19 protein-coding genes are annotated in these 22,014 nt (G+C 28.0%); 5 read left to right on the top strand and 14 right to left on the bottom strand.

From position 1 onward, the window contains the following. Nucleotide 1: 1 nt before the first annotated feature. The 4 genes from vorB to KGF38_RS02520 all read right to left on the bottom strand — a co-directional run bounded on the left by vorB (nucleotide 2) and on the right by KGF38_RS02520 (nucleotide 3,957). A complete protein-coding gene (vorB, locus tag KGF38_RS02535) occupies nucleotides 2-1,051 on the bottom strand; it encodes a 3-methyl-2-oxobutanoate dehydrogenase subunit VorB (RefSeq protein ID WP_021385064.1) in 1,050 nt (349 codons plus the stop codon). A gap of 16 nt (nucleotides 1,052-1,067) precedes the next feature. Then, nucleotides 1,068-1,286, bottom strand: a complete 219-nt coding sequence (locus tag KGF38_RS02530) for an indolepyruvate ferredoxin oxidoreductase subunit alpha (protein WP_021385063.1) — start codon at nucleotides 1,284-1,286, stop codon at nucleotides 1,068-1,070. Nucleotides 1,287-1,318: 32 nt separating this feature from the next. Next, the gene (gene hisC / locus KGF38_RS02525; protein ID WP_054276961.1) at nucleotides 1,319-2,422 is read right to left on the bottom strand and encodes a histidinol-phosphate transaminase; all 1,104 of its coding nucleotides are present in this window, start codon (nucleotides 2,420-2,422) and stop codon (nucleotides 1,319-1,321) included. Between the two features lie 104 nt (nucleotides 2,423-2,526). Beyond that, a complete protein-coding gene (locus KGF38_RS02520) occupies nucleotides 2,527-3,957 on the bottom strand; it encodes an MFS transporter (protein ID WP_054270669.1) in 1,431 nt (476 codons plus the stop codon). Between the two features lie 659 nt (nucleotides 3,958-4,616). On the opposite strand from KGF38_RS02520, the gene KGF38_RS02515 reads away from it, so the two are divergent. Next, complete coding sequence (locus KGF38_RS02515) at nucleotides 4,617-5,981, top strand: sodium:solute symporter family protein (RefSeq protein WP_054270670.1); 1,365 nt, start codon at nucleotides 4,617-4,619, stop codon at nucleotides 5,979-5,981. A gap of 23 nt (nucleotides 5,982-6,004) precedes the next feature. Then, nucleotides 6,005-6,658 (top strand): TetR/AcrR family transcriptional regulator, encoded by a 654-nt coding sequence (locus KGF38_RS02510; protein WP_054270671.1) that lies wholly within the window; start codon nucleotides 6,005-6,007, stop codon nucleotides 6,656-6,658. A gap of 118 nt (nucleotides 6,659-6,776) precedes the next feature. Here the strand turns inward: KGF38_RS02510 and KGF38_RS02505 are convergent, their stop codons facing one another. From KGF38_RS02505 to KGF38_RS02460, 10 genes are all read right to left on the bottom strand, one after another. After that, nucleotides 6,777-7,559, bottom strand: a complete 783-nt coding sequence (locus tag KGF38_RS02505; RefSeq protein ID WP_054270672.1) for an alpha/beta hydrolase — start codon at nucleotides 7,557-7,559, stop codon at nucleotides 6,777-6,779. A 118-nt stretch (nucleotides 7,560-7,677) separates the two neighbouring features. Then, a complete protein-coding gene (locus tag KGF38_RS02500; RefSeq protein ID WP_054270673.1) occupies nucleotides 7,678-8,844 on the bottom strand; it encodes an AI-2E family transporter in 1,167 nt (388 codons plus the stop codon). A 149-nt stretch (nucleotides 8,845-8,993) separates the two neighbouring features. Continuing rightward, a complete protein-coding gene (locus tag KGF38_RS02495; protein ID WP_223152882.1) occupies nucleotides 8,994-10,358 on the bottom strand; it encodes an aldehyde dehydrogenase in 1,365 nt (454 codons plus the stop codon). A gap of 290 nt (nucleotides 10,359-10,648) precedes the next feature. Further along, nucleotides 10,649-11,188, bottom strand: a complete 540-nt coding sequence (locus KGF38_RS02490; protein WP_054270675.1) for a flavodoxin domain-containing protein — start codon at nucleotides 11,186-11,188, stop codon at nucleotides 10,649-10,651. Nucleotides 11,189-11,238: 50 nt separating this feature from the next. Continuing rightward, on the bottom strand, nucleotides 11,239-11,730 hold the full coding sequence (locus KGF38_RS02485) for a MarR family transcriptional regulator (RefSeq protein ID WP_227832137.1): 492 nt from the start codon (nucleotides 11,728-11,730) through the stop codon (nucleotides 11,239-11,241). A gap of 670 nt (nucleotides 11,731-12,400) precedes the next feature. Next, nucleotides 12,401-13,666: a GTPase HflX gene (hflX, locus tag KGF38_RS02480; RefSeq protein WP_176702534.1), complete on the bottom strand. Its 1,266-nt coding sequence runs from the start codon at nucleotides 13,664-13,666 to the stop codon at nucleotides 12,401-12,403. Between the two features lie 639 nt (nucleotides 13,667-14,305). Continuing rightward, a complete protein-coding gene (locus tag KGF38_RS02475; RefSeq protein ID WP_054270678.1) occupies nucleotides 14,306-16,138 on the bottom strand; it encodes an ABC transporter ATP-binding protein in 1,833 nt (610 codons plus the stop codon). Next, nucleotides 16,131-18,377: an ABC transporter ATP-binding protein gene (locus tag KGF38_RS02470; RefSeq protein ID WP_074179746.1), complete on the bottom strand. Its 2,247-nt coding sequence runs from the start codon at nucleotides 18,375-18,377 to the stop codon at nucleotides 16,131-16,133. Before KGF38_RS02470 ends, KGF38_RS02475 begins: the two co-directional genes overlap by 8 nt. Nucleotides 18,378-18,444: 67 nt before the next feature. Next, nucleotides 18,445-18,906 carry a MarR family winged helix-turn-helix transcriptional regulator gene (locus KGF38_RS02465; protein WP_054270680.1) on the bottom strand — a complete coding sequence of 154 codons (462 nt, stop codon included), beginning with the start codon at nucleotides 18,904-18,906 and terminating at the stop codon, nucleotides 18,445-18,447. A 308-nt stretch (nucleotides 18,907-19,214) separates the two neighbouring features. Then, nucleotides 19,215-19,781, bottom strand: a complete 567-nt coding sequence (locus KGF38_RS02460; protein ID WP_054270681.1) for a beta-class carbonic anhydrase — start codon at nucleotides 19,779-19,781, stop codon at nucleotides 19,215-19,217. A 714-nt stretch (nucleotides 19,782-20,495) separates the two neighbouring features. On the opposite strand from KGF38_RS02460, the gene KGF38_RS02455 reads away from it, so the two are divergent. From KGF38_RS02455 to KGF38_RS02445, 3 genes are all read left to right on the top strand, one after another. Then, on the top strand, nucleotides 20,496-20,834 hold the full coding sequence (locus tag KGF38_RS02455) for a helix-turn-helix domain-containing protein (protein WP_054270682.1): 339 nt from the start codon (nucleotides 20,496-20,498) through the stop codon (nucleotides 20,832-20,834). Nucleotides 20,835-20,846: 12 nt separating this feature from the next. After that, nucleotides 20,847-21,173 (top strand): helix-turn-helix domain-containing protein, encoded by a 327-nt coding sequence (locus tag KGF38_RS02450; protein ID WP_227832136.1) that lies wholly within the window; start codon nucleotides 20,847-20,849, stop codon nucleotides 21,171-21,173. A 150-nt stretch (nucleotides 21,174-21,323) separates the two neighbouring features. Next, nucleotides 21,324-22,001, top strand: coding sequence for a hypothetical protein (locus KGF38_RS02445; RefSeq protein WP_054270683.1), 678 nt, complete (start codon nucleotides 21,324-21,326; stop codon nucleotides 21,999-22,001). Nucleotides 22,002-22,014: the final 13 nt, after the last annotated feature.

Raw genomic sequence — 22,014 nt, 5'->3', positions numbered from 1 at the left:
ATTAGAACACCTCCTTGATTTCGCCAGATTTTATTTTGCTATAAGTGTCCATTACTTGCAGTGTTTTTGGTATATGATTTCCACTGAATAGTCCATAAACAGGTACATTTTCTTTACATACTTTTTTTGATGCTAAAGCAACATCTTCTACTAACTGACCTGTATCTGTTGACTCTACTGATATAAATCCTTTTACATTCTTATTTACCTTTTCAAATGCCTTATATGGGAAAGGCCACACTGTTATTGGTCTTATTATTCCAACTTTTTCACCTTGTTCTCTAAGTCTTCTAACAGCATTCATAGTTGTTCTTGATGGTATACCGAACGCTACAAACACATATTCCGCATCTTCGACTTGATAATCTTCCCATTGCTGTTCATTTTCAGTTATTCTCATACGTTTTTCCATACAAAAAGCTGGTTTTTGGTTATCTGCAACTTTTGCATGGTCTCTATTACTTCCATCATAAGTCCAACCTAAATCTTCTTCTCTCTTCTTGAACTCTGGAAATTCTACTGGTTCCATCATTTGACCTAAAGCTGCTTCTGTCAAAATTTCAACAGGTACTCTATATTTCTCTGCTACATCAAACGAATTGTACATTAAATCCACAGTTTCTTGGATACTGTTTGGTGCATAAACAATTAAATGGTAATCTCCATTTCCTCCCCCTCTAGTATCTCTTAAGTAGTCTGTCTGTGCTGAATCCAGTGAACCAAGTCCAGGTCCCCATCTTTGTACATTTACGATTACACAAGGATAGTGATTTGCACATAAATATGAAATTCCTTCTTGTTTTAGAGATATTCCTGGTCCTGAGGAACTTGTCATAGACCTCATTCCACTTGCATATGCTCCATATACCATATATATAGCAGCCATTTCATTTTCAGATTGTATAAAAGTTCTTCCAAGTTCAGACATTCTATGTGATAAAAATTCCATTACCTCTGTTTGTGGTGTAATTGGATATCCTGCATAAAACTCACAACCACCTCTTAGAGCTGCTTCTGCAATGGCGTGGTTCCCCTTCCACATCTTCTTCATATTATTCCAACTCCTTCTAAGCCTCTTGACATGCTTCTTCTTTAATTATTTCAAAAACATTATCTGGACACACTTGATAGCAAATTCCACAAAGTATGCATTTACTTTCATCAACTTCTACATGAGCATATCCTTCTTTATTTATGTTATCTGATATTTTTAATGCTCCTTTTTTACAAGATATAACGCAGTATTCACAACTTTTACATCTCTCTGCGTTTATTTTTAAGCTCATATCTACACCCCATTTCGTAATATTTCTACCTATTATCCAATGCTTGGTTCTTCTTTAAAATTTAATATTTCCTTCAAAACTGCTACAAATTTTTGGTTTTCTTCCATAGTTCCAATACTTACACGTGCATGTGTAGCACTTGGTCTTATTACAAACCCTCTTTTTTTCAAATCTTCAAATAGCTTTGGTACATCTGTCTTCATGTCTACATAAAGGAAGTTTGATTGTGAATCAACAACATCAAATCCCATTTTTGTAAACTCTTCTTTAAAATAAGCCATTCCTGCTCTATTCAAGTCATATGTTTCTTTTATAAATTCATCATCATCAAGTGCTGCTGTTGCTCCACTTATGGCAACACGATTTGCAGAGAAAGGCTCTTTTACTGTAAATAAAGTTCTTATTATCTCATCTTTAGCAATACCATACCCTACTCTAAGACCTGCAAGACCGTATATTTTAGAGAAAGTCCTTGTTACTATAACATTGTAATTTTCCCTTACATACTTAAGTCCATCTACATAATTAGGTACTGTTAAAAATTCTATATATGCTTCATCTAATATAGTTATAATGTTTTCAGGGACTTTCTTTAAAAATGCTTCCAACTCTTTATCATCCACAATTGTTCCTGTTGGATTATTAGGATTACATACACATATTAATTTTGTTTTATCTGTAATTTTATCTAATATACCTTGTAAATCATACTTATAATCTTTTGTTAAAGGTACTTCTACTGGTATTCCTTCATTTTTTACAGTTGCAGTTCTATATGATGGGAATGTTGGGTCACAGTATATAACCTCATCTCCTCTATTTATAAAAGCTTCACCTATTAATGTGATAACGTTATCCGCACCATTAGCAACAATAAAGTTTTCTGGTTTTAAATCTAGCTTGTCAGCTAATTTTCTTCTAAGTTCATTAGCTTCTGGTTCTGGATAAAGTTGACCTTGTTTTAACATTTCAATCATAGCTTCCATTGCTTTTGGTGATGGACCTAGAGGATTTTCATTTGAAGCTAGTTTTATTATTTCTTTTACACCATATTTCTCTTTAACTTTTTCTATTGGTTCACCTGGAACGTATTGATGTAATTCTTTTACTGTATTTCTCAATAATTTTTCTATCATTTTTTAAAAGCCCCCTCTGTATATGTATTTTCATTTATATAAACGCCATCGCGTCTACTTACTTTAATATTTTAAAATTAATCATCTATTTAAATCTCTTTTAACTAAGCATTTCTTTGATTTAATTCTTCTCTTATTTGATTTAGTTTCTTATCACTTACTGGATATAAGATGGCTATAACAACAGCTATTATTAAAGGTATTGCCATAGAATAAGAAATCATGTTTATGAAGCCACTTTTAACTGCTTCTGTAACTACCATATCAGCTTGATATCCCATTGAATTCATCAAAACTGTTCTTATAGTAGTTGCAAGTAACACGCCCACTTGTATTGCAACTGGATATAATGACATACTTAAACCAGGTAAATCTTTTCCTGATTTCCAATGTCCATAGTCACAAGAACCAGCAAAGAAGTTAAGGTTTATTATTGATACTACATTTGCAAAACCACCACCAATTGCCAGTAACATAGTTACACCTAAAGTAGTTTTTCCCCAAGGAGTCCATGCAACTAATAAGTGACATATTGCACATATAGAAAAAGAAATTATTGAAGCTAGTTTTTGTTCTCTACATATTTTTATAAATATTGGTGCGAAGAACATGAACGCTACACTTACTAAAGGCATTATTGATAAAAATACGGCTAACCCACGTTCATCTTCTATTACATATTTAAAATAATATGGAGCTAAAGGCCCTAGACCTATAGATCTTATACATATAAGAAATTCTAGACAAAATGCCATCATAAGTGGAACATTAGTAAATAGAGCTTTTGCCATCTCACTTGCTTTAATCTTTGGTTTTTCTTCTTTTTGAAGAACCTCATCTTCTGCACCAGATTTTATTATCTCTGTTGAAGAAAACCAAAATACTAAAAGACATCCTGCTGCAAAGAATAAATAGGTACCTAGATAACCCATTCCTTCTCCACCTAATACATCTGCAAATAAAACTAATAATAACGGATATGAAAAACCTACTAAAAATTTACCGACTTCTTTAAATATGTTTGTAGTAGTTGAACCTATAACTCTATCTTTAGGTGTTTTAGCTACTACAGGGTAAATAGCATAAATTATAGTAAAAACTACTTGTTGAGCACAAGATGCTATTAATAATAAAGCGGTCATTAAAGGTAAAAGTAATGCTGGACTTATTTTCATCAATGGAACTATGAAAAATATCCCATATGTCAATGCCAATGCTGCGGGTGTATATCTAAGCCATGGGTAATATTTTCCTTTTTTAAATGGTTGCTTGTCAAATACTGTACCTGTTATAGGAGCTACAGCAATTTTTATGAAAGATTGTACAATTTGCATACCACCTGCCATAATTACACCAAGCTTTGCTACATCAGTTAAAAAGATATTTGTTACTGTTGATACAAAATAACCTATAAAATTGTATGCTAGGTTTATAGAACTTGAATATGTGTATATTGCTCTTTTCTTAGGGTCTCTCATATCATCTCTAAAATTTGATATAAGGTTTCCTTTTGGTTTGCTTTCTTGACTACTCACATCTACCCCTCCCTTATAAAATTTAATTACTTTTTTTATTATTCACGTATAATATTTTATATTCTGAATCTTTTCCTTTTTCTTTTTGATTCAGTTTATTTTTTTATATGTGTATAATTTTAATTTAATTATATTCTCAAAATTCATAATTGTCAAACACTTTTTTATTTTTATTTTTCGCCTTTAAAATTAACTAAAAAGCTGATTCAACTTAATTTAAGTTTGTTTTTTATTGTTTTGCTGTTTTAAAACATCATAAAAACATATATTTCAAATTATTTTATCAAATTTTTGATAATTTTAAATTTCAATAAATTTATTCAAGAATAATTTATTCAAGATTTTTTTATACTACATCTAGATATTAAAAATATTTTTTTCTCTTTTAAATTTCTTTTATTTTTATACATGTACTATTGATTTAAAAATAAAAGCATGTTACAATTACAAAAAGAATCTATCAGACAAACATCATTATAAGTATCAATTTCAGAATTTTCAATTTTTTCTTTTTATGTAATTCTACATAGTACTATAAGTTATTATAACTATACTAATCCAAAACTAATAAAAATAAATATTGTGCTACTTTTACATAAAATATATTTAAAATATATTTTATAAATTTTATTAAAATATTTTATAAAGGAGAAGAAACTATGTTACTTTTAATTGCTACGTGTGCAGTGTACATATGGATTGGTTTTTATTTTTCTAAAAAAGTTAAAACGGCATCTGATTTCCTAATTGCAGGTAGAAATCTTCCTTTACCCATACTCGCCGCAACTATCGCTGCTACATCTTTTGGAGGAGGATGCTTAGTAGGTGGAGTTCAATGGGGAGCTGAAAGAGGGTTATGGGTTGGTATGTACTCTACTATAGGTGCGGCTTTGGCTTGTTTTATAAACGCATTTTTTGCAGGAAAGTTAAGGAGTTTATCTTGTGATATAACACCTGCAGACTATATTGAAACTAGATATGGTCATAGTGTATTTTTAAGAACTTATCAAAGTCTTGTGACACCAATATCAATATTAGCCATCATGGGCAGTCAATTAATATCTTTTGGTTCTGTATCTACTGCATTTGGCATCCCTTATGATGTAGCAGTAATTATAGGAGTCATAGTAATCATTATATATACTTATACATCAGGAATGTGGGGAGTTGCAGTATCAGCTTTTATTCAACTTGCTATTTGTATAGTATTTTTACCAATAGTGGCTTATATAAGCTTAAAATTAGTTGGCGACAACCCTTTACTTATGTTACAATCAATGGTAAAAGAACCATTCTTTCCAGGAAATAAATCGATTAGTGATTTTATGTATACAGTTTTACCATTAGTTTTAGGCTCAATATTTTCTTATGAAAGTTTTTTAAGATATCAATGTGCTGATAATGCTAAAAATGCAGTTAAAAGTAGTATAATTGCAGGATTTATACTATTGTTTCTTGCTTTTCCTATAGGAATAATTGGAGCTATTGGTGGTAGTTTATTTCCAAACATATCATCTGTCCAGGTTTTACCTCAAATGATATCAACAACTTTACCACCTTTAATTTCTGTACTATTCTTAGCTGCTATATTAGCTGCCATAATGTCTACTGCAGATTCATTAATGACTTCAATGAGTGCTATCATATCAAGAGATATTTACAACAAATTATTACATCCTGATATAGAATTTAATGATTTGAAAAATACTTTAAAATATTCTCAAATTGCTTCAGCTTTAACAGCTGTAGCAGGTGCAATTATAGCACTTAAATTTGATAGTTTATTAGAATTATTATTTTGGCCAGCACCATTATGTACAGGTGTAATATTTGCACCATTTGTAATTGGCCTTTGCTGGAAAGGTGCTACAAAAAAAGGTGCTATCTATGCTGTTATAGTAAGTATGATATTGGCATTATTAAATATGGTTGGCATTCTTACTGTCTTTGACAGAATTTTAATTCCTATAATAGGTGGTTCTATTACAATATTTATAGTTAGCAAATTTTCAAAAAAAGATTGAAAAGAGAGGTATATACAGTAAATATGTCAAAATCAGAAAAAGGAAAAGAGACAAAAGCTAGTATTGTAAGTGCTGCTAGAGAATTATTTTTTGAACAAGGTTATCATAAAACGACAACTAGGCAAATTGCAGAAAGAGCTAATATAAATTTAGGTCTAATAAGTTATTACTTCTCAAGTAAAAGCGAAATAGGGGCTATAATATATGAAGATATAAGAGACGAAATGCAGTCTTTAATCTATAATTATCATGAAGAAGGTACTATGATGATGTTCTTTCTTGCCATGAATGCTGACCTTTGTTTTCTTCTAAAAAATGAAGCGTATAGGAATTTTTATTTAGATATAGCTTATGAAGAAGCTATTTTAAGCTATCAACGAAGTGTAACTGAAATGGTAATGAAGAGATATGTTAATGATAAAGAATCTATAGAACATGACGAGTTAATACTTTCTTGTATTGGTATACTTGCCATGAAACCTGAGATAATTAGGGTTTATATTTCACACAAGTATGATATATCTTCTCAAGCTGTAATAAGATATTTTACAAAACAATTCCTCATTAACCTTGGTCATAGCACTGATTTATGTGAAGATATTTTAGAAGAATTGAGTAAATACTATATAGATATAGTTGATAACTTCACACCAATAATAACTCGTATAAGAACTTAATAAAACTTTATTGAACTTTTAGAGACTGAAATATTAGAATCATAATTAGATTTTAGGATTTCAGTCTTTATTATATTTAAAGATATTTTTTAATATTTTTTCTTAATACCATAAGTACCTACACAATCATATCTATAAACTTCTTTATCCATAAATTCCAGAGACGCCACTCATGACCTCCAACACACTCTTCATATATAACATCTACATTTAAAGACTCTGCATATTTCTTAAATGTCTGATTATTTTCATATAAAAAATCCCTATCACCACAGAATTGATAAATTTTAGGAATATCTTCATTTCTTTCTTTAAGTTTCTTAAGTATGTAAAGTAAATCGTTATCACTATTTCTAGCATCCTCTGGTCTTCCAAAATCATGAAATAGAATATCTGCATTAGTTTCTATTTGTTGATTTTCTAACTCATGAATCATGTCAGGTGAACCAGAAAAACTTGCAACTGCTGAAAATTCTTTTGGTTTTGAAAGTGCTAACTTTAACGCACCATATCCACCCATAGACATGCCAGCTACAAAATTATCTTCTCTCTTGTCTGATAAAGGAAATATAGCTCTAACAAACTTAGGTAATTCCTCACTTACAAAAGTAAAATACTTGTGCCCATACACCATATCTGTATAAAAACTAGTTTCTACTCTTGGTATTACAAGAGCTATATTTTTATTTTTAGCATAATGTTCCACATTAGTATATCTAATCCATGAACTTTGGTCATCTTCTAAACCATGAAATAAGTATAATGTTTTAAACTTACCCTCAAAGTCATATATCTCTTTACCACTAAAAAGTTCTTTTCCATTTGCTACAGGTAAAACTACAATTACATCAGTTTCTCCTCCTGTATATTTAGATTTAAATTTACATTCTATAAACGCCACAAAAAACACCTCTTCTATAATGATTTTATATCTAAAAAGCACCAAGAGTTTAAGCTTCTCAGTGCTTTAAAGATTTCTTAATTTATATATTTTTAATTACACATAATATCTGTTTTGGCTACATATAATCGGAGGTATCTGTTGGTAATCCCTTTTTATCCAATTTACCTTCAACAACATCTTTAATTATAGAATAAATTACAGCAAACATTGGAACTCCTATAACCATTCCAACAAACCCTAATAATTTTCCTGCAACCAACAATGAGAATAAAATCCAAAATGCAGATATACCAATTGAATCTCCAAGTATTTTAGGCCCTATAATATTTCCATCTATTTGTTGTATTATTAATATAATTAACAATAACCATAAAGCTTTTATAGGAGATACAAACAATACTATTAGTGTTGATGGTATAGCTCCAAATAAAGGTCCAAAGAAAGGTATTATATTTGTAATACCAATTATAACTGATATTAATAATGTATATGGCATTTTAACTATTGTAAGTATTACAAATGTTAGAATACCTATAATAAATGAGTCTAATATCTTCCCACCTAGAAATCTTCCAAATGTATAATTACTTCTATGAGTCAATTCTAAAATTCTCGCAGCTTGTGTTTCTGTAAATACTGCATAAGTTATTTTTTTACTTAATCCATAGAATTTTTCTTTATCGATTAGTAAATACACTGAAACAATTAATCCTAAAACAATATTCCATATACTAGAAGCTACATTCTTTAACATATTTCCTAATATCGGTATTAAATCAGTTACAAATTTTATAATATATGCAACAAATTCATTCCATTTATCTACTGCTAAATTAAAATATTGTTCATCAAGATTTAAATCAGTCATTAATTTATCAATAAGCTTAGTTGCATTATTTACATACATAGGTATATCATTTGCTAGTCCAACAATACTCTCAATTACTTGAGGCAACACGAAATACATAAATAAGTAAAGTATCAATGCGGCTGTTGCATATGTTAATAAAAGACCCAGTCCTCTTTTTGATTTTTGTTTTAGGTTTTTTAATTTCTCACTTTTTATAAAAACTCTATCTTCATAAAATTTCAAAATAAAATTAAGAAGATATGCAATAGCAAATCCTATTATAAAAGGCTGTAAAGTTGTAAATATAGCATCTAAATTATTAGAAAACACATCGATTTGTGATGATACTAGATAAAATATAATACTACAAGCAGCTATTATAAATGTATAAATTGCTATTGTTGTGTACTTTGTATTCCAATTAATTTTCATTTTTTCCTCCTTATTTCTATATAACTAAATTTTATCACAAAATCACTACTTTTATAACAAATATACCAAATTAAAATTTTAAATTCTATAAAGTATAATTAGAATACAAGTTCTCAATTTTATTTATATTCATCTTTTTACAATATAATCTACATTATTTTTTTTAGAATCTTAATTAATTTATCATTATATGGTGCATATCTGATAGGAATATCTAATTTTAATTTCTTTAAGACACTCTTATAGTGAGTAAATGTATCAAACCCAGCTTTTCCATGATATGAACCCATTCCGCTCTCACCAACTCCACCAAATGGCAAGTAATTTGTAGCTATATGTGTAATTGTATCATTGATACAACATCCACCTGCTGGAATCATTTCTAAAATTTTATTTTCTAGCTTCTTATCTTTTGTAAAAATATAAAGTGCCAATGGATTTGGTCTTTGTATAATTTCTTGTACAACTTCATCCAAGTCTTTATAAATTAAAATAGGAAATATAGGTCCAAATATTTCTTCCTTCATTATATTGTCATCCCAAGTAACATCATTTACTATAGTTGGCTCTATTTTTAATTTCTCATTATTATAATCTCCACCATATACTACTTTATCTATATCGATAAGAGATACTATGCGATTAAAATGTCTTTCATTTATAATTTTAGGAAATTGTTCATTATTACATGGATTATCTCCAAAATACTTAATAATATAGTATTTTATTTTTTCTATTAATTCATCTTTCCTATCTTCATGTACTAATACATAATCTGGTGCTACACAAGTTTGCCCTGCATTTATTAGTTTTCCCCATGTAAGCCTTTTTGCAGTAAGGTCTATATCTGCATCTTTTAAAATAATACAAGGGCTTTTTCCTCCAAGTTCTAAAGTTGTAGGAGTCAAATACTCTGATGCTGATTTCATTACTATTTTGCCAACATTAGTGCTTCCTGTAAAAAATATATAATCAAACCTTTCTAATAATAATTTTTCACTTTCTTCTTGACCACCTTGAACAACTGCAACGTACTCTTTTGAAAAAATCTTTTCAATTATCTCTTTAACTATACCAGATGTTGACACAGAATATTCAGATGTCTTTAATATAACACAATTACCTGCTGCCACTGACCATACTAATGGTATAAGTGCTAATTGAAACGGATAATTCCAAGGTGACATTATAAGTGTAACACCATAAGGTTGTGGAATAATCTTAGATACAGATGGAAAGTTAACCATACTTGATTTAACTCTTTTTGTCTTACCCCATTTTCTTATATTTTTTATAGCAAAATCAAGTTCACTATAAAACATACCTACTTCTGTCATAAAACCTTCAAAATTTGACTTATTTAAATCTTTCTTTAATGCCAAAAGTATTTTTTCTTCATTTTCTAATACAACTGACTTCAATCTTTTTAACTTTTCTAGGCGAAATGATATATCTCTTGTTTTTCCTGTATTATAATATTGCCTTTGAAGCATCACTAACTTATTTATATCCATTATTTAAAATCCCCTCTTGAAGAATTTTTCTATTTTATATTGTAGATAAAATTCTATATACTTTTATTTTACCAATTTATATTCTAAGAAATTCACATAAATATAACATAAATTTATCAATAAAAAAAGCCCCTTTAATTAAATAAGTAGGCTAGTAATCATATTTTAAAATTGAATGATTTTTAAATTATAACACTATAATGAACAATCAAATTATAGGTTATCATTCATAAAATTATTTTGTAAATATTCTATAATGTATTTTTATAACATCTCATATTTAAAGATACTTATAAATTTATACTTTTAATATTGTCTAAATATTCAAGTATTGGCTTTAAGTATTCTTTATCACACCATTCAAAACTTTCTCCTGACAACAATGGCGCTTCTGCTGGTTTAAGTCCTTTACGCTCTTGTTTGGCTATAGCTTTTTTTAAAAAACCACAAAGTACACTATCTAACCATGACATTTTTGTTTCATTCCATTCTCCACGGCAATAAAAACAAGGAATTTCATCTAATTCATCTTTAAGGTTAGCTTCTCTTAATTTTTTTAATACTTCATCACTATATGGGGATGCTCCTACACCAAAAACTATTAGATTTTTTCCTTTTAATTCTTCATAATGCTTCTTTAGAAAAGAAATCCCTGCTATATTACAAGCATAAAGACCTCCTCCTAAGATAATAGTATCGTATTTCATAATTTTTTCTATGTTTATATCTTTAATCTCAAAACTGTCACAAATCAATAATTCTGAAAGCCATTTAGCATATTTTTTTGTTGCTCCATATTTACTTTTGTAAATAACTACTGTATTTTTCATAAATTATCTCCTTTTGATGCCATACCAAGTTGATTTTTTACTTTTCTATCTTATAAATTATTGTCTTCTACATAATCTCTTACATACTCAATTCCTCTGCTTAATTTCATAATTCCAGAAAATAATTGTTCTACCTCTTTTTCTGTAAAATCTTTAAATAAAAGCTCTAATACTTTAATTTGCATATCTCTTACTCTTTCTGAATACTCTTCTACTCTATCCTTCATTAAAAGGTAAGTAGCTCTTGAATCTTTTTCATTTTTTTCAATTTGTACAAACCCCTTTTTTTCTAAAGCAACAGCTAATTTCTTTACATTTTGTCGTGAGCATCCCATAAGCTCTCCAAGCTTAGTCAATGTCACAGTCTCATCTATAGATTCTGCAAGTGCTAAAAGTAACCATTGTTTCATTGTAAGTTCTGGGTCTAACTTGTCACATGCAGTTTGAAGTTTATTTTGCATTACAAATAGATTTGCAAATATAGCTTGTTTCCTACTCTCATCATCCACCACAATTTTTTTCATTAAAGTTTCTATATCCATTTTTTGTCCCTCTCTATATGCTAATCCTCAAACTTTCCATCACTATTTACAAATAGTAATTAGTTACTTTTTATTATAGTAACTAATTACTATTATGTCAATAATTTTATATTTGTTGCTTCTTTATTCATTATATCACGGAATTTTAATTACAACTTGCTATTGTAATTAGTTATTTTAATTCTTTACTTTACAATCTAAAATGTTGTACAATTTTTTTGTGTAAACACAGTAATATTGTTATTATTTAGGTTATAGATTGCCTTTTTCTCAATACTTTGTTTAATCAAATAATATGTTATTATATTCTTTTCTTTCATATTTTCCACAGTACATCATAAATATAATTTCCAAAAAATGTATTGAATATACATATTATAATATATATTAATTACTATCACTTTCTCATATTGATGACAAATACACTAATTTAATAGTTATATTGCATATGAATCATTCAAAAAAATATGTATGTTATATATGAATAGTAAAATACACCTGTATTTTCTATAATCATAATGTAAGTTTTGATTTTTCATAGAACAATTATCATATATAAAAAGGGTTCTTAAGAACCCTTTTTATATATTTATATTTTATGAGTATAATTTAACTCATATTTAAACTATTTGCATTAAATACATTTTAAGTTATATTAATTTTTTAAAATCTACTCTAAAACATATTTTCTGTACTTATTAAACTCTATATCACTACATTCAACATCTAAAACGGTTCCTTCTTCGGTATATTCTGTACTTATTATGCTTGCATTATCATTAAAATAAGATGCTATATAACCCTCACTGTATGGGATTAAAATCTTACATCTTATATAATCCTTAAATATACTATCACAAATACATTTTATCATTTTGTCCATATTTATATCTTTTTTTACTGAAACAAAGATTCCATCTATATCGTCTACAATATTATTTAAAACTTCTTCACCTATTAAATCAACTTTATTATATACATTTATCATAGGTATACAATCAGCACCTATCTGTTTTAAAGTATCTTCAGTTACTTTAATATGATTTTTGTAGCTTGGATTTGAAATATCAACAACATGTAATAATATATCTGCTTCACATGCTTCTTCTAAAGTTGACCTAAATGCCTTTACTAAGTCATGTGGAAGATTGCTTACAAACCCAACAGTATCAGATAATAAAAACTCTTTGTTATTTGAAAGAACTATATTCCTAACAGAAGTCTCTAACGTAGCAAATAGCATATCTTTCTCAAAAACTTTCTTTTCTTCAGAATTTTTAAATGTGTCCACTAATTTATTCATAATTGAAGATTTCCCAGCATTTGTGTACCCAACTAAAGCAACATTTGGGAGATTTGATTTTCTCCTCATACTTCTTTGGGTTTCTCTTTGAAATTTTAAATCATCAAGCTCTTTATTTAGAAAAGTTATCTTTTCTTCTATTCTTCTACGGTCAAGTTCTAACTTTTTCTCACCAGAACCCCTATTTTTAGTACCAACACCACCACTTTGGCGTCCTAAATTTTCATTTGAACCTATAAGCCTTGGTAACATATATTTTAAACTAGCAACTTCTACTTGAAGTTTAGCTTCTCTAGTTTTTGCCCTCTGTGCAAATATATCAAGTATTAATGCTGTCCTATCTATAATTTCGCAATTAAATTTTTCTTCAAGGTTTTTGAGTTGTGATGTAGAAAGTTCATTGTAAAATACTACTATATCTGTATTTTCTTTCTTTATTAAGTCTAATAACTCATCGACTTTACCTGTACCAATGTAATATGCTCTATTGACTTGCTTTGCATTTTGAATTATACTTCCCACAACATCAATATCACATGCTGAACACAAGTTTTTAAGTTCAATCATCAGTTCATTAAAATCCTCAGATTTATTATTTATGTTTAGTCCTACTATTATTCCTTTTTTCGCCATATCCATATTCTCCTTATCTGCTATTTTTATTTAATATATAGCACGAGATTATGGCTCTATAATTAAATTCATTAAGAATTATACCTTTATTTTATCCTTAAATGACACTTCTAATTTAACATTATAATAACCATAATCGTGCATTATTTTCTCAATCTTATAGAAAAAATCACTTTCATACACCCCCTCTCAATTATATTATGTAGTTTTTTCAATAAAAAAACTCCTTACAAATCTAAGTAATACAAACAAGCTACTTATATCATAAGAAGGATTAAAATTCTAAATATATATTAAAAATATGCCAATTTAATTGACTAACATGTAATTATCATATTATATTTAACCCAATTCTTAAATTTAAGTAGTTTTTTACATGATTAATAAAAGTAATAGAAATATACACTTTTATACAATCAACAACTATTAAAATTAAATTTTATTTATAATAAAATTTAAAGAATACGATTAAATATACATTTTGATAACCACCTCCAACATTTTCCTTATTACATAGTATAATAAAATACATACTTTGTAAAGACATAAAATAATAGATAAGACTATACTTATAAAATATAATCTTATCTATTTAGCTTATCTTAATAAATTACATATCTGTTCTAAAACAATTTTTTGTTACATTGCTTCATCTTCTTCAAATTGAGAATTATAAAGATTGGCATAGAATCCGCCTTTCTTTAGAAGTTCCTCATGATTTCCTTGTTCAACTATATCTCCTTCATTCATAACAAGAATCATATCAGCATCACGTATAGTTGATAATCTATGAGCTATAACAAAACTTGTTCTACCTTCCATAAGATTATCCATAGCTTTTTGAATCAATACTTCTGTTCTAGTATCAACAGAACTTGTAGCTTCATCTAATATTAATATTTTAGGGTCAGCTAAAATGGCACGAGCTATAGTCAATAATTGTTTTTGACCTTGAGAAACGTTACTTGCTTCTTCATTTAGTTTCATCTTATATCCATCTGGCAATGTCTTGATAAATCTATGAACATGTGCAGATTTAGCTGCCTCTATAACTTCTTCATCTGTAGCATTTAATTTACCATATCTTATATTCTCCATAATGGAACCACTAAATAACCATGTATCTTGAAGAACCATACCAAACATTTCTCTGAGTTCACTACGATTGAAATCTTTAATATTATGACCATCAATCAGTATTGCACCACTATTAACATCATAGAACCTCATTAAGAGCTTAACTATTGTAGTTTTACCTGCTCCTGTAGGCCCAACAATGGCAACTTTTTGGCCTGGTTTAACATTTACAGAAAAATCATTTATTATAGTCTTGTTTGAATTATATCCAAAGTTGACATTTTCAAAATCAATTTTGCCTTCTAAACCATCTATTGAAACTGCATTTTCAACAATTTGGTCTTCTTCTTCCTCTTCTAAAAACTCAAATACTCTTTCAGAAGCTGCTGCTGTTGATTGTAGCAAGTTAGCAACCTGTGCAATCTGAGTCATAGGTTGTGTAAAGTTTCTTACATATTGTATAAATGATTGTATGTCCCCAACTTCAATTGTTTTCTTAATCGCAAGCCAACCTCCTAAGATTGAAACCATTACATATCCTAAGTTTCCAATAAACATCATAAGTGGTTGCATTATCCCTGATAAGAATTGAGATTTCCATGCTGAATTATACAAATTATCATTTAATTTATCAAACTCTTCTATTACTTCTTCTTCACGGTTAAATGCTTTTACTATTGTTTGACCACTGTAAGTCTCCTCAACCTGACCATTTACATTTCCTAAATATTCTTGTTGAGACCTAAAGTATTTTTGTGATTTCTTTACTATTCTCGAAATTACAAACATTGATATTGGCAATATTAAAATTGCTACCAATGTCATAATACCACTTATGGATAACATCATTATCAAAACACCTATCATAGTTGTCACTGATGTTATAAGTTGTGTCATACTTTGATTTAAACTTTGGCTTAAAGTATCTATATCATTTGTAATTCTTGATAATATTTCACCATGTGTCTTAGTATCAAAATATTTCATTGGCAATCTATCCAATTTTACTGAAATCTCTTTTCTTAAATTATAGGATACTTTTTGAGAAATTCCACTCATTATAAATCCTTGTACAAAAGAGAATAATGCACTTATCAAGTAAAGGCAAAGTAAAAATACTAAGATTTTTCCAATTGCATTAAAATCTATACCTACATTACCTCCAGAAACTTTGCTCACTAATCCTTCAAATATCTTTGTAGTTGCCTTACCTAAGATTTTTGGACCTACTATGGAAAATGATGCACTTCCAATAGCAAATACAATTACCAAAATTATTGATATTTTAAATTTAGATAAATAAGCAATTAGTTTTCGCATAGTTCCTTTAAAATCATTTGCTTTTTGACCTGCTCCCATAGATTTTCCCATAGGGCCTCTTCCCATTCTACTCATTATCTAGCTCCTCCTTTGAAAGTTGTGATAAAGCTATTTGCTCATAAACTTCGCAATTTTTTAGAAGCTCTTTATGTGTTCCTATTCCAACTATTTTTCCTTCATTTAGAACAACTATTTGTTCTGCATGTAGGATTGTGCTAATTCTTTGTGCAACTATTAGTACTGTACTTTCAGCAGTTTGCGATTTTAAAGCCTTACGAAGAGCTGCATCAGTCTTTAAGTCAAGAGCTGAAAAACTATCATCAAATATATACACTTCTGGATTTTTTGCTATTGCTCTTGCTATAGAAAGTCTTTGTTTTTGACCTCCAGATACGTTTGTTCCACCTTGAGAAATTTCAGTTTTGAAAGCTTCTGGTTTAGAATCAATAAATTCTGTAGCTTGAGCTATTTCAGCTGCAGTTCTCATTTCTTCATCTGTTGCGTCTTTTCTACCATATTTTAAGTTGGACTCTATAGTACCAGAGAATAATATTCCTTTTTGAGGTACATACCCAATTTTCTCTCTTAAGTCATGTTGAGAAACATTTTTTATATTAACTCCATCAAATAATATTTCTCCTTCTGTAACATCAAAGAAACGAGGAATTAAGTTTATAAGAGTCGACTTACCACTACCAGTACTTCCTATAAATGCAGTTGTTTCTCCTGGTTTTGCTGTAAAAGATATATCTGTCAATATAGGTTCTTCTGCATCTGGATACATAAATGAAACATTTTTAAATTCAACAAGACCTTTTTTATCTTCTTTAAATTCTTGCACTTCTGTTTTTTGAGGGTCTTTAATACTTATATCTGATACTATTACTTCATCTATACGTGTAGCTGAAACAGATGCTCTTGGAAGCATAATAGATACCATTGATATCATCAAGAATGACATTATTATCTGCATTGTATATTGTATAAATGCCATCATATCTCCAACTTGCATTGCCCCAGAATCAACACTATATGCACCTCTCCAAACTATAAGAACTGTGATAAGGTTCATTATAAGCATCATAGCAGGCATCATACATGTCATAACTCTATTTACAAAAAGATTTGTTTTAGTTAAATTTGTATTTGCTTCATCAAATCTTTCTTCTTCATGTTTTTCAGTACTAAAAGCTCTAATGACTGGTATACCAGTTATTATTTCACGGCTGACTAAGTTTAACTTATCAACAAGCTTTTGAACTAGTTTAAACTTAGGCATAACCACTGAGAATAATACTACTATTAATGATAAAATAGCAACTACTGCTACTGCTATAATCCATGCCATTGAAGTATTTGTATTTAGAACTTTTATTATTCCACCTATAGCCATTATAGGTGCATAGAATACTATTCTAAGTAACATAACCATCAACATTTGAATTTGTTGAATATCATTTGTACTACGAGTAATTAATGAAGCTGTAGAAAATTCATTCATCTCAGTATTTGAGAATGACATAACTTTTCTAAAAACTCCACTTCTTAGATTTCTACCAACACTTGCTGCTACTCTTGCTGCTAAGAATCCTACTGTTATTGTAGCTACCATACTAACCATAGCTATACCAAGCATTTTAGCACCAGTAAGTAATATATAATTATTTTGAGTTTTTTCTGTATCAATACCTATTTTCTCATACTCTGCCTTTACATATGATACCGAACTTTGTGTTATCATACTTTCTGGCATACCTTCAAAACCTTTACTCATCTCTTTAGTTAATGTTTCTAATTGCTCTTTTGGCATTGCAGATAACAACTTAAACATATCGATATCTCCACCTTGAGTAGCTTGTGGTGGAAGTTGGCTCATTAGTTGAGCTTTCATCGCTTTTACTTCTTTACTATCACCTTCAAGTCCTGCTACTATTAAAATGGCTTTACCAAAGATAGAATTTAAATCATCTATAGTATCTTCATCTTTAGTATTTAACTCATAAAGAGATTCATCTTTTAGACCTGGATACTTATCTTTATACTTGCTATAATCTTCTTTATTCAATAAAGTATAGTTATCTAATACTTTATCCTTACTACTTTTATCCATGAATAAAGTAATTTTATCTAACTCTCCCTTTCTAATCACAGATGGAACAGAGTTTTCTACTCCACCTTGTTGTATACCTATATTTACTATATTGGATGTGTATTCTGGTAAAGAAAGGTCACATACTGCTTGAACTACCAATAGACATACTATTACCACTATTGATAATGCTGACTTCTTTAAATATTTAATTAATTTAAACATACATTTCTTCCCTTCTGTAATATTAATTAGTCTAATGACATTAAATTGAAAAATATTATTTTAAAATTTAAAAATATTTTTCATCCTCATGTTTATGACATCCTGCTTTTAAATTATCTCTTACTTGCATTAGGAGTCTTCTAAGTACTATCTTTTCTTCTTCACTAAATCCTAAAAAGAATTCTCTTTCTAATTCCTGATTAAATTCTTCAACTTTATTACATGTTTCTAAACCTTTATCTGTCAAAAAAATTCTAGACACTCTTTGGTCCTTCTCATCTTGTTTTCTTTCTACGAGTCCAGCTTTTTCCATTCTTTTTATCATAACTGTAGTAGTAGATGCTTTTACTTTTCTTTTATCTGCTAATTCTTTTTGACTTTGCCCATTCTTCATCTTTAGTGAAAAAAGTATTTGTGGCTGACCATGATATAAGCCTAATTTATCAAAATAAAAATGAGTTCTTATAAAATATATTCGCATTAATTGCAAGAAAACATCATTCAATTTTTCTTCAGAATTATTATTCATACTTCCCCTCCTTATTTTTATATTACTTAGTCGGCTAAGTGTTATTCTACTATATCATATACTTTTTTTCAATATATTTATAAAAAATTCATATAAATTTCATTTATTAAATGTTTTCGTATAGTTTAGTTATAATTTTAATAATTAATAGTAAGTTTTTTAATTAGCTAGCTACTTATAATTTTTTTTATTAGAAAGCTTAAAATAAACCTTTTCATATATTTTCAAATAAAAAAGTTGTTCCAAAATAAACTTGAAACAACATTTTATTTAACACTGTATTATTGCTTATATACTACTATAATATTTTATTTGTCTTCATACCCATTTACAACAGTATCTAATTTTCCGGTTTCTGGTGATATTATTAGACCATGTACAATAATTCCTTCAGGAATCAAAGGGTGTCCTTTTATTAAATTAATACTATCTTTTACAGATTCTTCCGCAGAATCAAATCCATGTAACCATTGCTTGGTATCAATTCCAGCACTACGAAGTGTAAGTATTACATCTTTAGATATCCCTCTATCTAAAATTTTGCTAAGTAGTTTATCTGTGTCAACATTACACATACCACATCCATGATGCCCTACAACTATAACCTCATCTACATCAAACTCATAAATTGCAACTAAAATACTTCTCATAATACTGCCAAACGGATGCATTATAGTAGCTCCTGCATTTTTTATTAGTTTTACATCTCCATTTTTTAAATTCATAGCTTTAGGCAAAAGTTCAGTTAATCTTGTGTCCATACAAGATAAAACTACTATTTTTTTATTTGGATGTTTTGATGTAGCATACTTTTCGTATTCTTTGTTCTCTACAAATGATTTATTATAGTCTAATATTTCTTCTAATTTTCTCATATGTACTCTCACTCTCTTTAAATTTTTTTATTATTATATCATTATTGAACTACAATATATATACATATAATGTAATTTATAGGGTATTAAATATTTTTATAAAATTATCACTCTTAGATAAGATTACATATAACTTATATTTCTAAAGAATTGTATACTTATCTTTTTATTATTAAAACTAACACCATATATTTCCATTATTTATTTAATTATATATTTTTATTATCCATTTAATTATATATTTTTATTAAATCCTATTGTATACATTCTCATCTATTATAATCACTTTTCTATTTTATATCTATTTATTATATTTAAAAATACCAAATCTACTAACATAATAGTCATATTTCAAATACTTATCAAAAAATTTTTACATATTTCAATCATCTAACATTGTCAAATACAAAATTATTCAAATTTTCAAAATATATTCTACATATATAATATGTAATTATAATAAAAAATGCTATAATTAACATATTATTAATTCGTTTTATTATTGTAGTACGGGTATGAAATTATGAAAAATATTTGTCTAATTAAAAATGTAATTTATCCATATTTGTTTATTGTAGATACAGACTATGCAAAATAAATAGCATATATTTCAGTTTAAAAACATATATAGTCTATATTCAGACTAAAAAAGTATAAATAGTCTATATAAAACAACTTAAACTATGAATATAATCTAAGGTGGAGGGATAATAATTGGCAAATATAGGAAAAATAATAGGAGATAGAATAAAAGTCTATAGAACAAAAATGGGATATAGTCAAGAATTTCTAGCAGAAAAAGCAGGTTTACATACAACATATATTGGTCAGATTGAGAGAGCTGAAACAAATACATCCATCAATATTATAATGAAAATCGCTACTGCTTTGAATATACCACTTGAATTGTTATTTGCAAATATTATTACAGCAGAAGGCATTGATAACTCTATACCTTTGGAATGTTATGAAATGATTAATAAATTAACTGAAAAGGAACAAGCCGCAATGTTAGAGTTAATAAAATGCATTATTAAATACAAAGAAATATAAGTGAGGAAAGTAATGACAGTAATGAATTGTATAGGTAAAAGACTTAAAGAAGAACGTAAAAAAGCGAATTTAACTTCAAAAGAGTTTGCAAATATGGTTGGAGTATCACCTTGGTATATAAATCAAATAGAAAGTGGTAAGAAGAATCCAAGTCTTAAAACATTCATAAAATTTGTAAGTGTATTAAATATCTCTGCAGATACTCTTATAAAAGATATTACTCCCATTGGAAAGACATATTTAGAAAATGATATAAATGAAGTGTTAAAAGACTTAAATTCGAGAGAGCTAAATCTGATATTGCAGATTATAGATATAGTAAAAAAGAATAGAATATAGATTCTTTATATTTTATATAAACAAAAAGGTTATTTGAAATAAATAACCTTTTTTTGTCTTTTTGTGTTAACATTGTCTTATAGTGCTAATTAGCACTATTAGACCATGTTCTATGGCCTTATTTTAATATAAAACGATTGGAGATAGGCTATGATTGTGATTGAAGGTAGCGATAAATTTAAGATTGCAAAAGAATATATTGATGTAGAATATACTCTTTTTAGCAAAATCAATTTTAGGTATGAAAAGTTGAAATTTAAAGATAACACTGAATTAGAAAAAATCAAGATGTTTAAATATAAAAATGACTACATACTTAATAAGTTAAACCTTATTTTGGGAAATGAGCTTTGCTCTTATAAAAAACAGATAATTAGAGAAACTGTAGATACTCTAAGATTGACAGAACTTTTTTCAAGTGACAATATAGAAGATATTAAATTCATAAAAGACGATATAGAAAAATTAGAAATTAGCATAGAAAAAGTTGTGAAATTTAAACGTCGAAAAAACAGAAATTATGTTTGTTGTTACTGTCCTGATATGTATAGAGATGTAAAACTAGATAAAGAATCCATCAATAAAATATATAGTAGAAAAATAAAAATTGAAAAAGAAGTTAATATTTTTGAAGATGAAGATATTATAATAAACAAAAAAGTATTTAAATTCCCAAAATCTTGGACTAAGAATATGCAAAAATATTGGTTAAATGAAAATAAGTATCCTGTACATTCTAGTGTAATAGATGATGATAGATACAAATGTTGTAATGTACAATACTCAAAAAACAGAGTAATACTCTTGTATTACATATATAATTTATAGTGTTTTAATGGCA

The organism is Clostridioides sp. ZZV14-6387, assembly GCF_020657835.1.
GTDB classification, from domain to species: Bacteria; Bacillota; Clostridia; order Peptostreptococcales; family Peptostreptococcaceae; genus Clostridioides; species Clostridioides difficile_A.
Note: the sequence above shows the minus strand (reverse complement) of the source record. Positions and strands in the feature narration are given on the sequence as shown.

Bases quoted from the DNA above. Each gene is read 5' to 3' on its own strand.
- vorB (WP_021385064.1), bottom strand. From the start codon at position 1,051: ATGAAGAAGATGTGGAAGGGGAACCACGCCATTGCAGAAGCAGCTCTA.
- KGF38_RS02530 (WP_021385063.1), bottom strand. From the start codon at position 1,286: ATGAGCTTAAAAATAAACGCAGAGAGATGTAAAAGTTGTGAATACTGC.
- hisC (WP_054276961.1), bottom strand. From the start codon at position 2,422: ATGATAGAAAAATTATTGAGAAATACAGTAAAAGAATTACATCAATAC.
- KGF38_RS02515 (WP_054270670.1), top strand. From the start codon at position 4,617: ATGTTACTTTTAATTGCTACGTGTGCAGTGTACATATGGATTGGTTTT.
- KGF38_RS02510 (WP_054270671.1), top strand. From the start codon at position 6,005: ATGTCAAAATCAGAAAAAGGAAAAGAGACAAAAGCTAGTATTGTAAGT.
- KGF38_RS02500 (WP_054270673.1), bottom strand. From the start codon at position 8,844: ATGAAAATTAATTGGAATACAAAGTACACAACAATAGCAATTTATACA.
- KGF38_RS02495 (WP_223152882.1), bottom strand. From the start codon at position 10,358: ATGGATATAAATAAGTTAGTGATGCTTCAAAGGCAATATTATAATACA.
- KGF38_RS02490 (WP_054270675.1), bottom strand. From the start codon at position 11,188: ATGAAAAATACAGTAGTTATTTACAAAAGTAAATATGGAGCAACAAAA.
- KGF38_RS02485 (WP_227832137.1), bottom strand. From the start codon at position 11,730: ATGGATATAGAAACTTTAATGAAAAAAATTGTGGTGGATGATGAGAGT.
- hflX (WP_176702534.1), bottom strand. From the start codon at position 13,666: ATGGCGAAAAAAGGAATAATAGTAGGACTAAACATAAATAATAAATCT.
- KGF38_RS02475 (WP_054270678.1), bottom strand. From the start codon at position 16,138: ATGAGTAGAATGGGAAGAGGCCCTATGGGAAAATCTATGGGAGCAGGT.
- KGF38_RS02470 (WP_074179746.1), bottom strand. From the start codon at position 18,377: ATGTTTAAATTAATTAAATATTTAAAGAAGTCAGCATTATCAATAGTG.
- KGF38_RS02465 (WP_054270680.1), bottom strand. From the start codon at position 18,906: ATGAATAATAATTCTGAAGAAAAATTGAATGATGTTTTCTTGCAATTA.
- KGF38_RS02460 (WP_054270681.1), bottom strand. From the start codon at position 19,781: ATGAGAAAATTAGAAGAAATATTAGACTATAATAAATCATTTGTAGAG.
- KGF38_RS02450 (WP_227832136.1), top strand. From the start codon at position 20,847: ATGACAGTAATGAATTGTATAGGTAAAAGACTTAAAGAAGAACGTAAA.
- KGF38_RS02445 (WP_054270683.1), top strand. From the start codon at position 21,324: ATGATTGTGATTGAAGGTAGCGATAAATTTAAGATTGCAAAAGAATAT.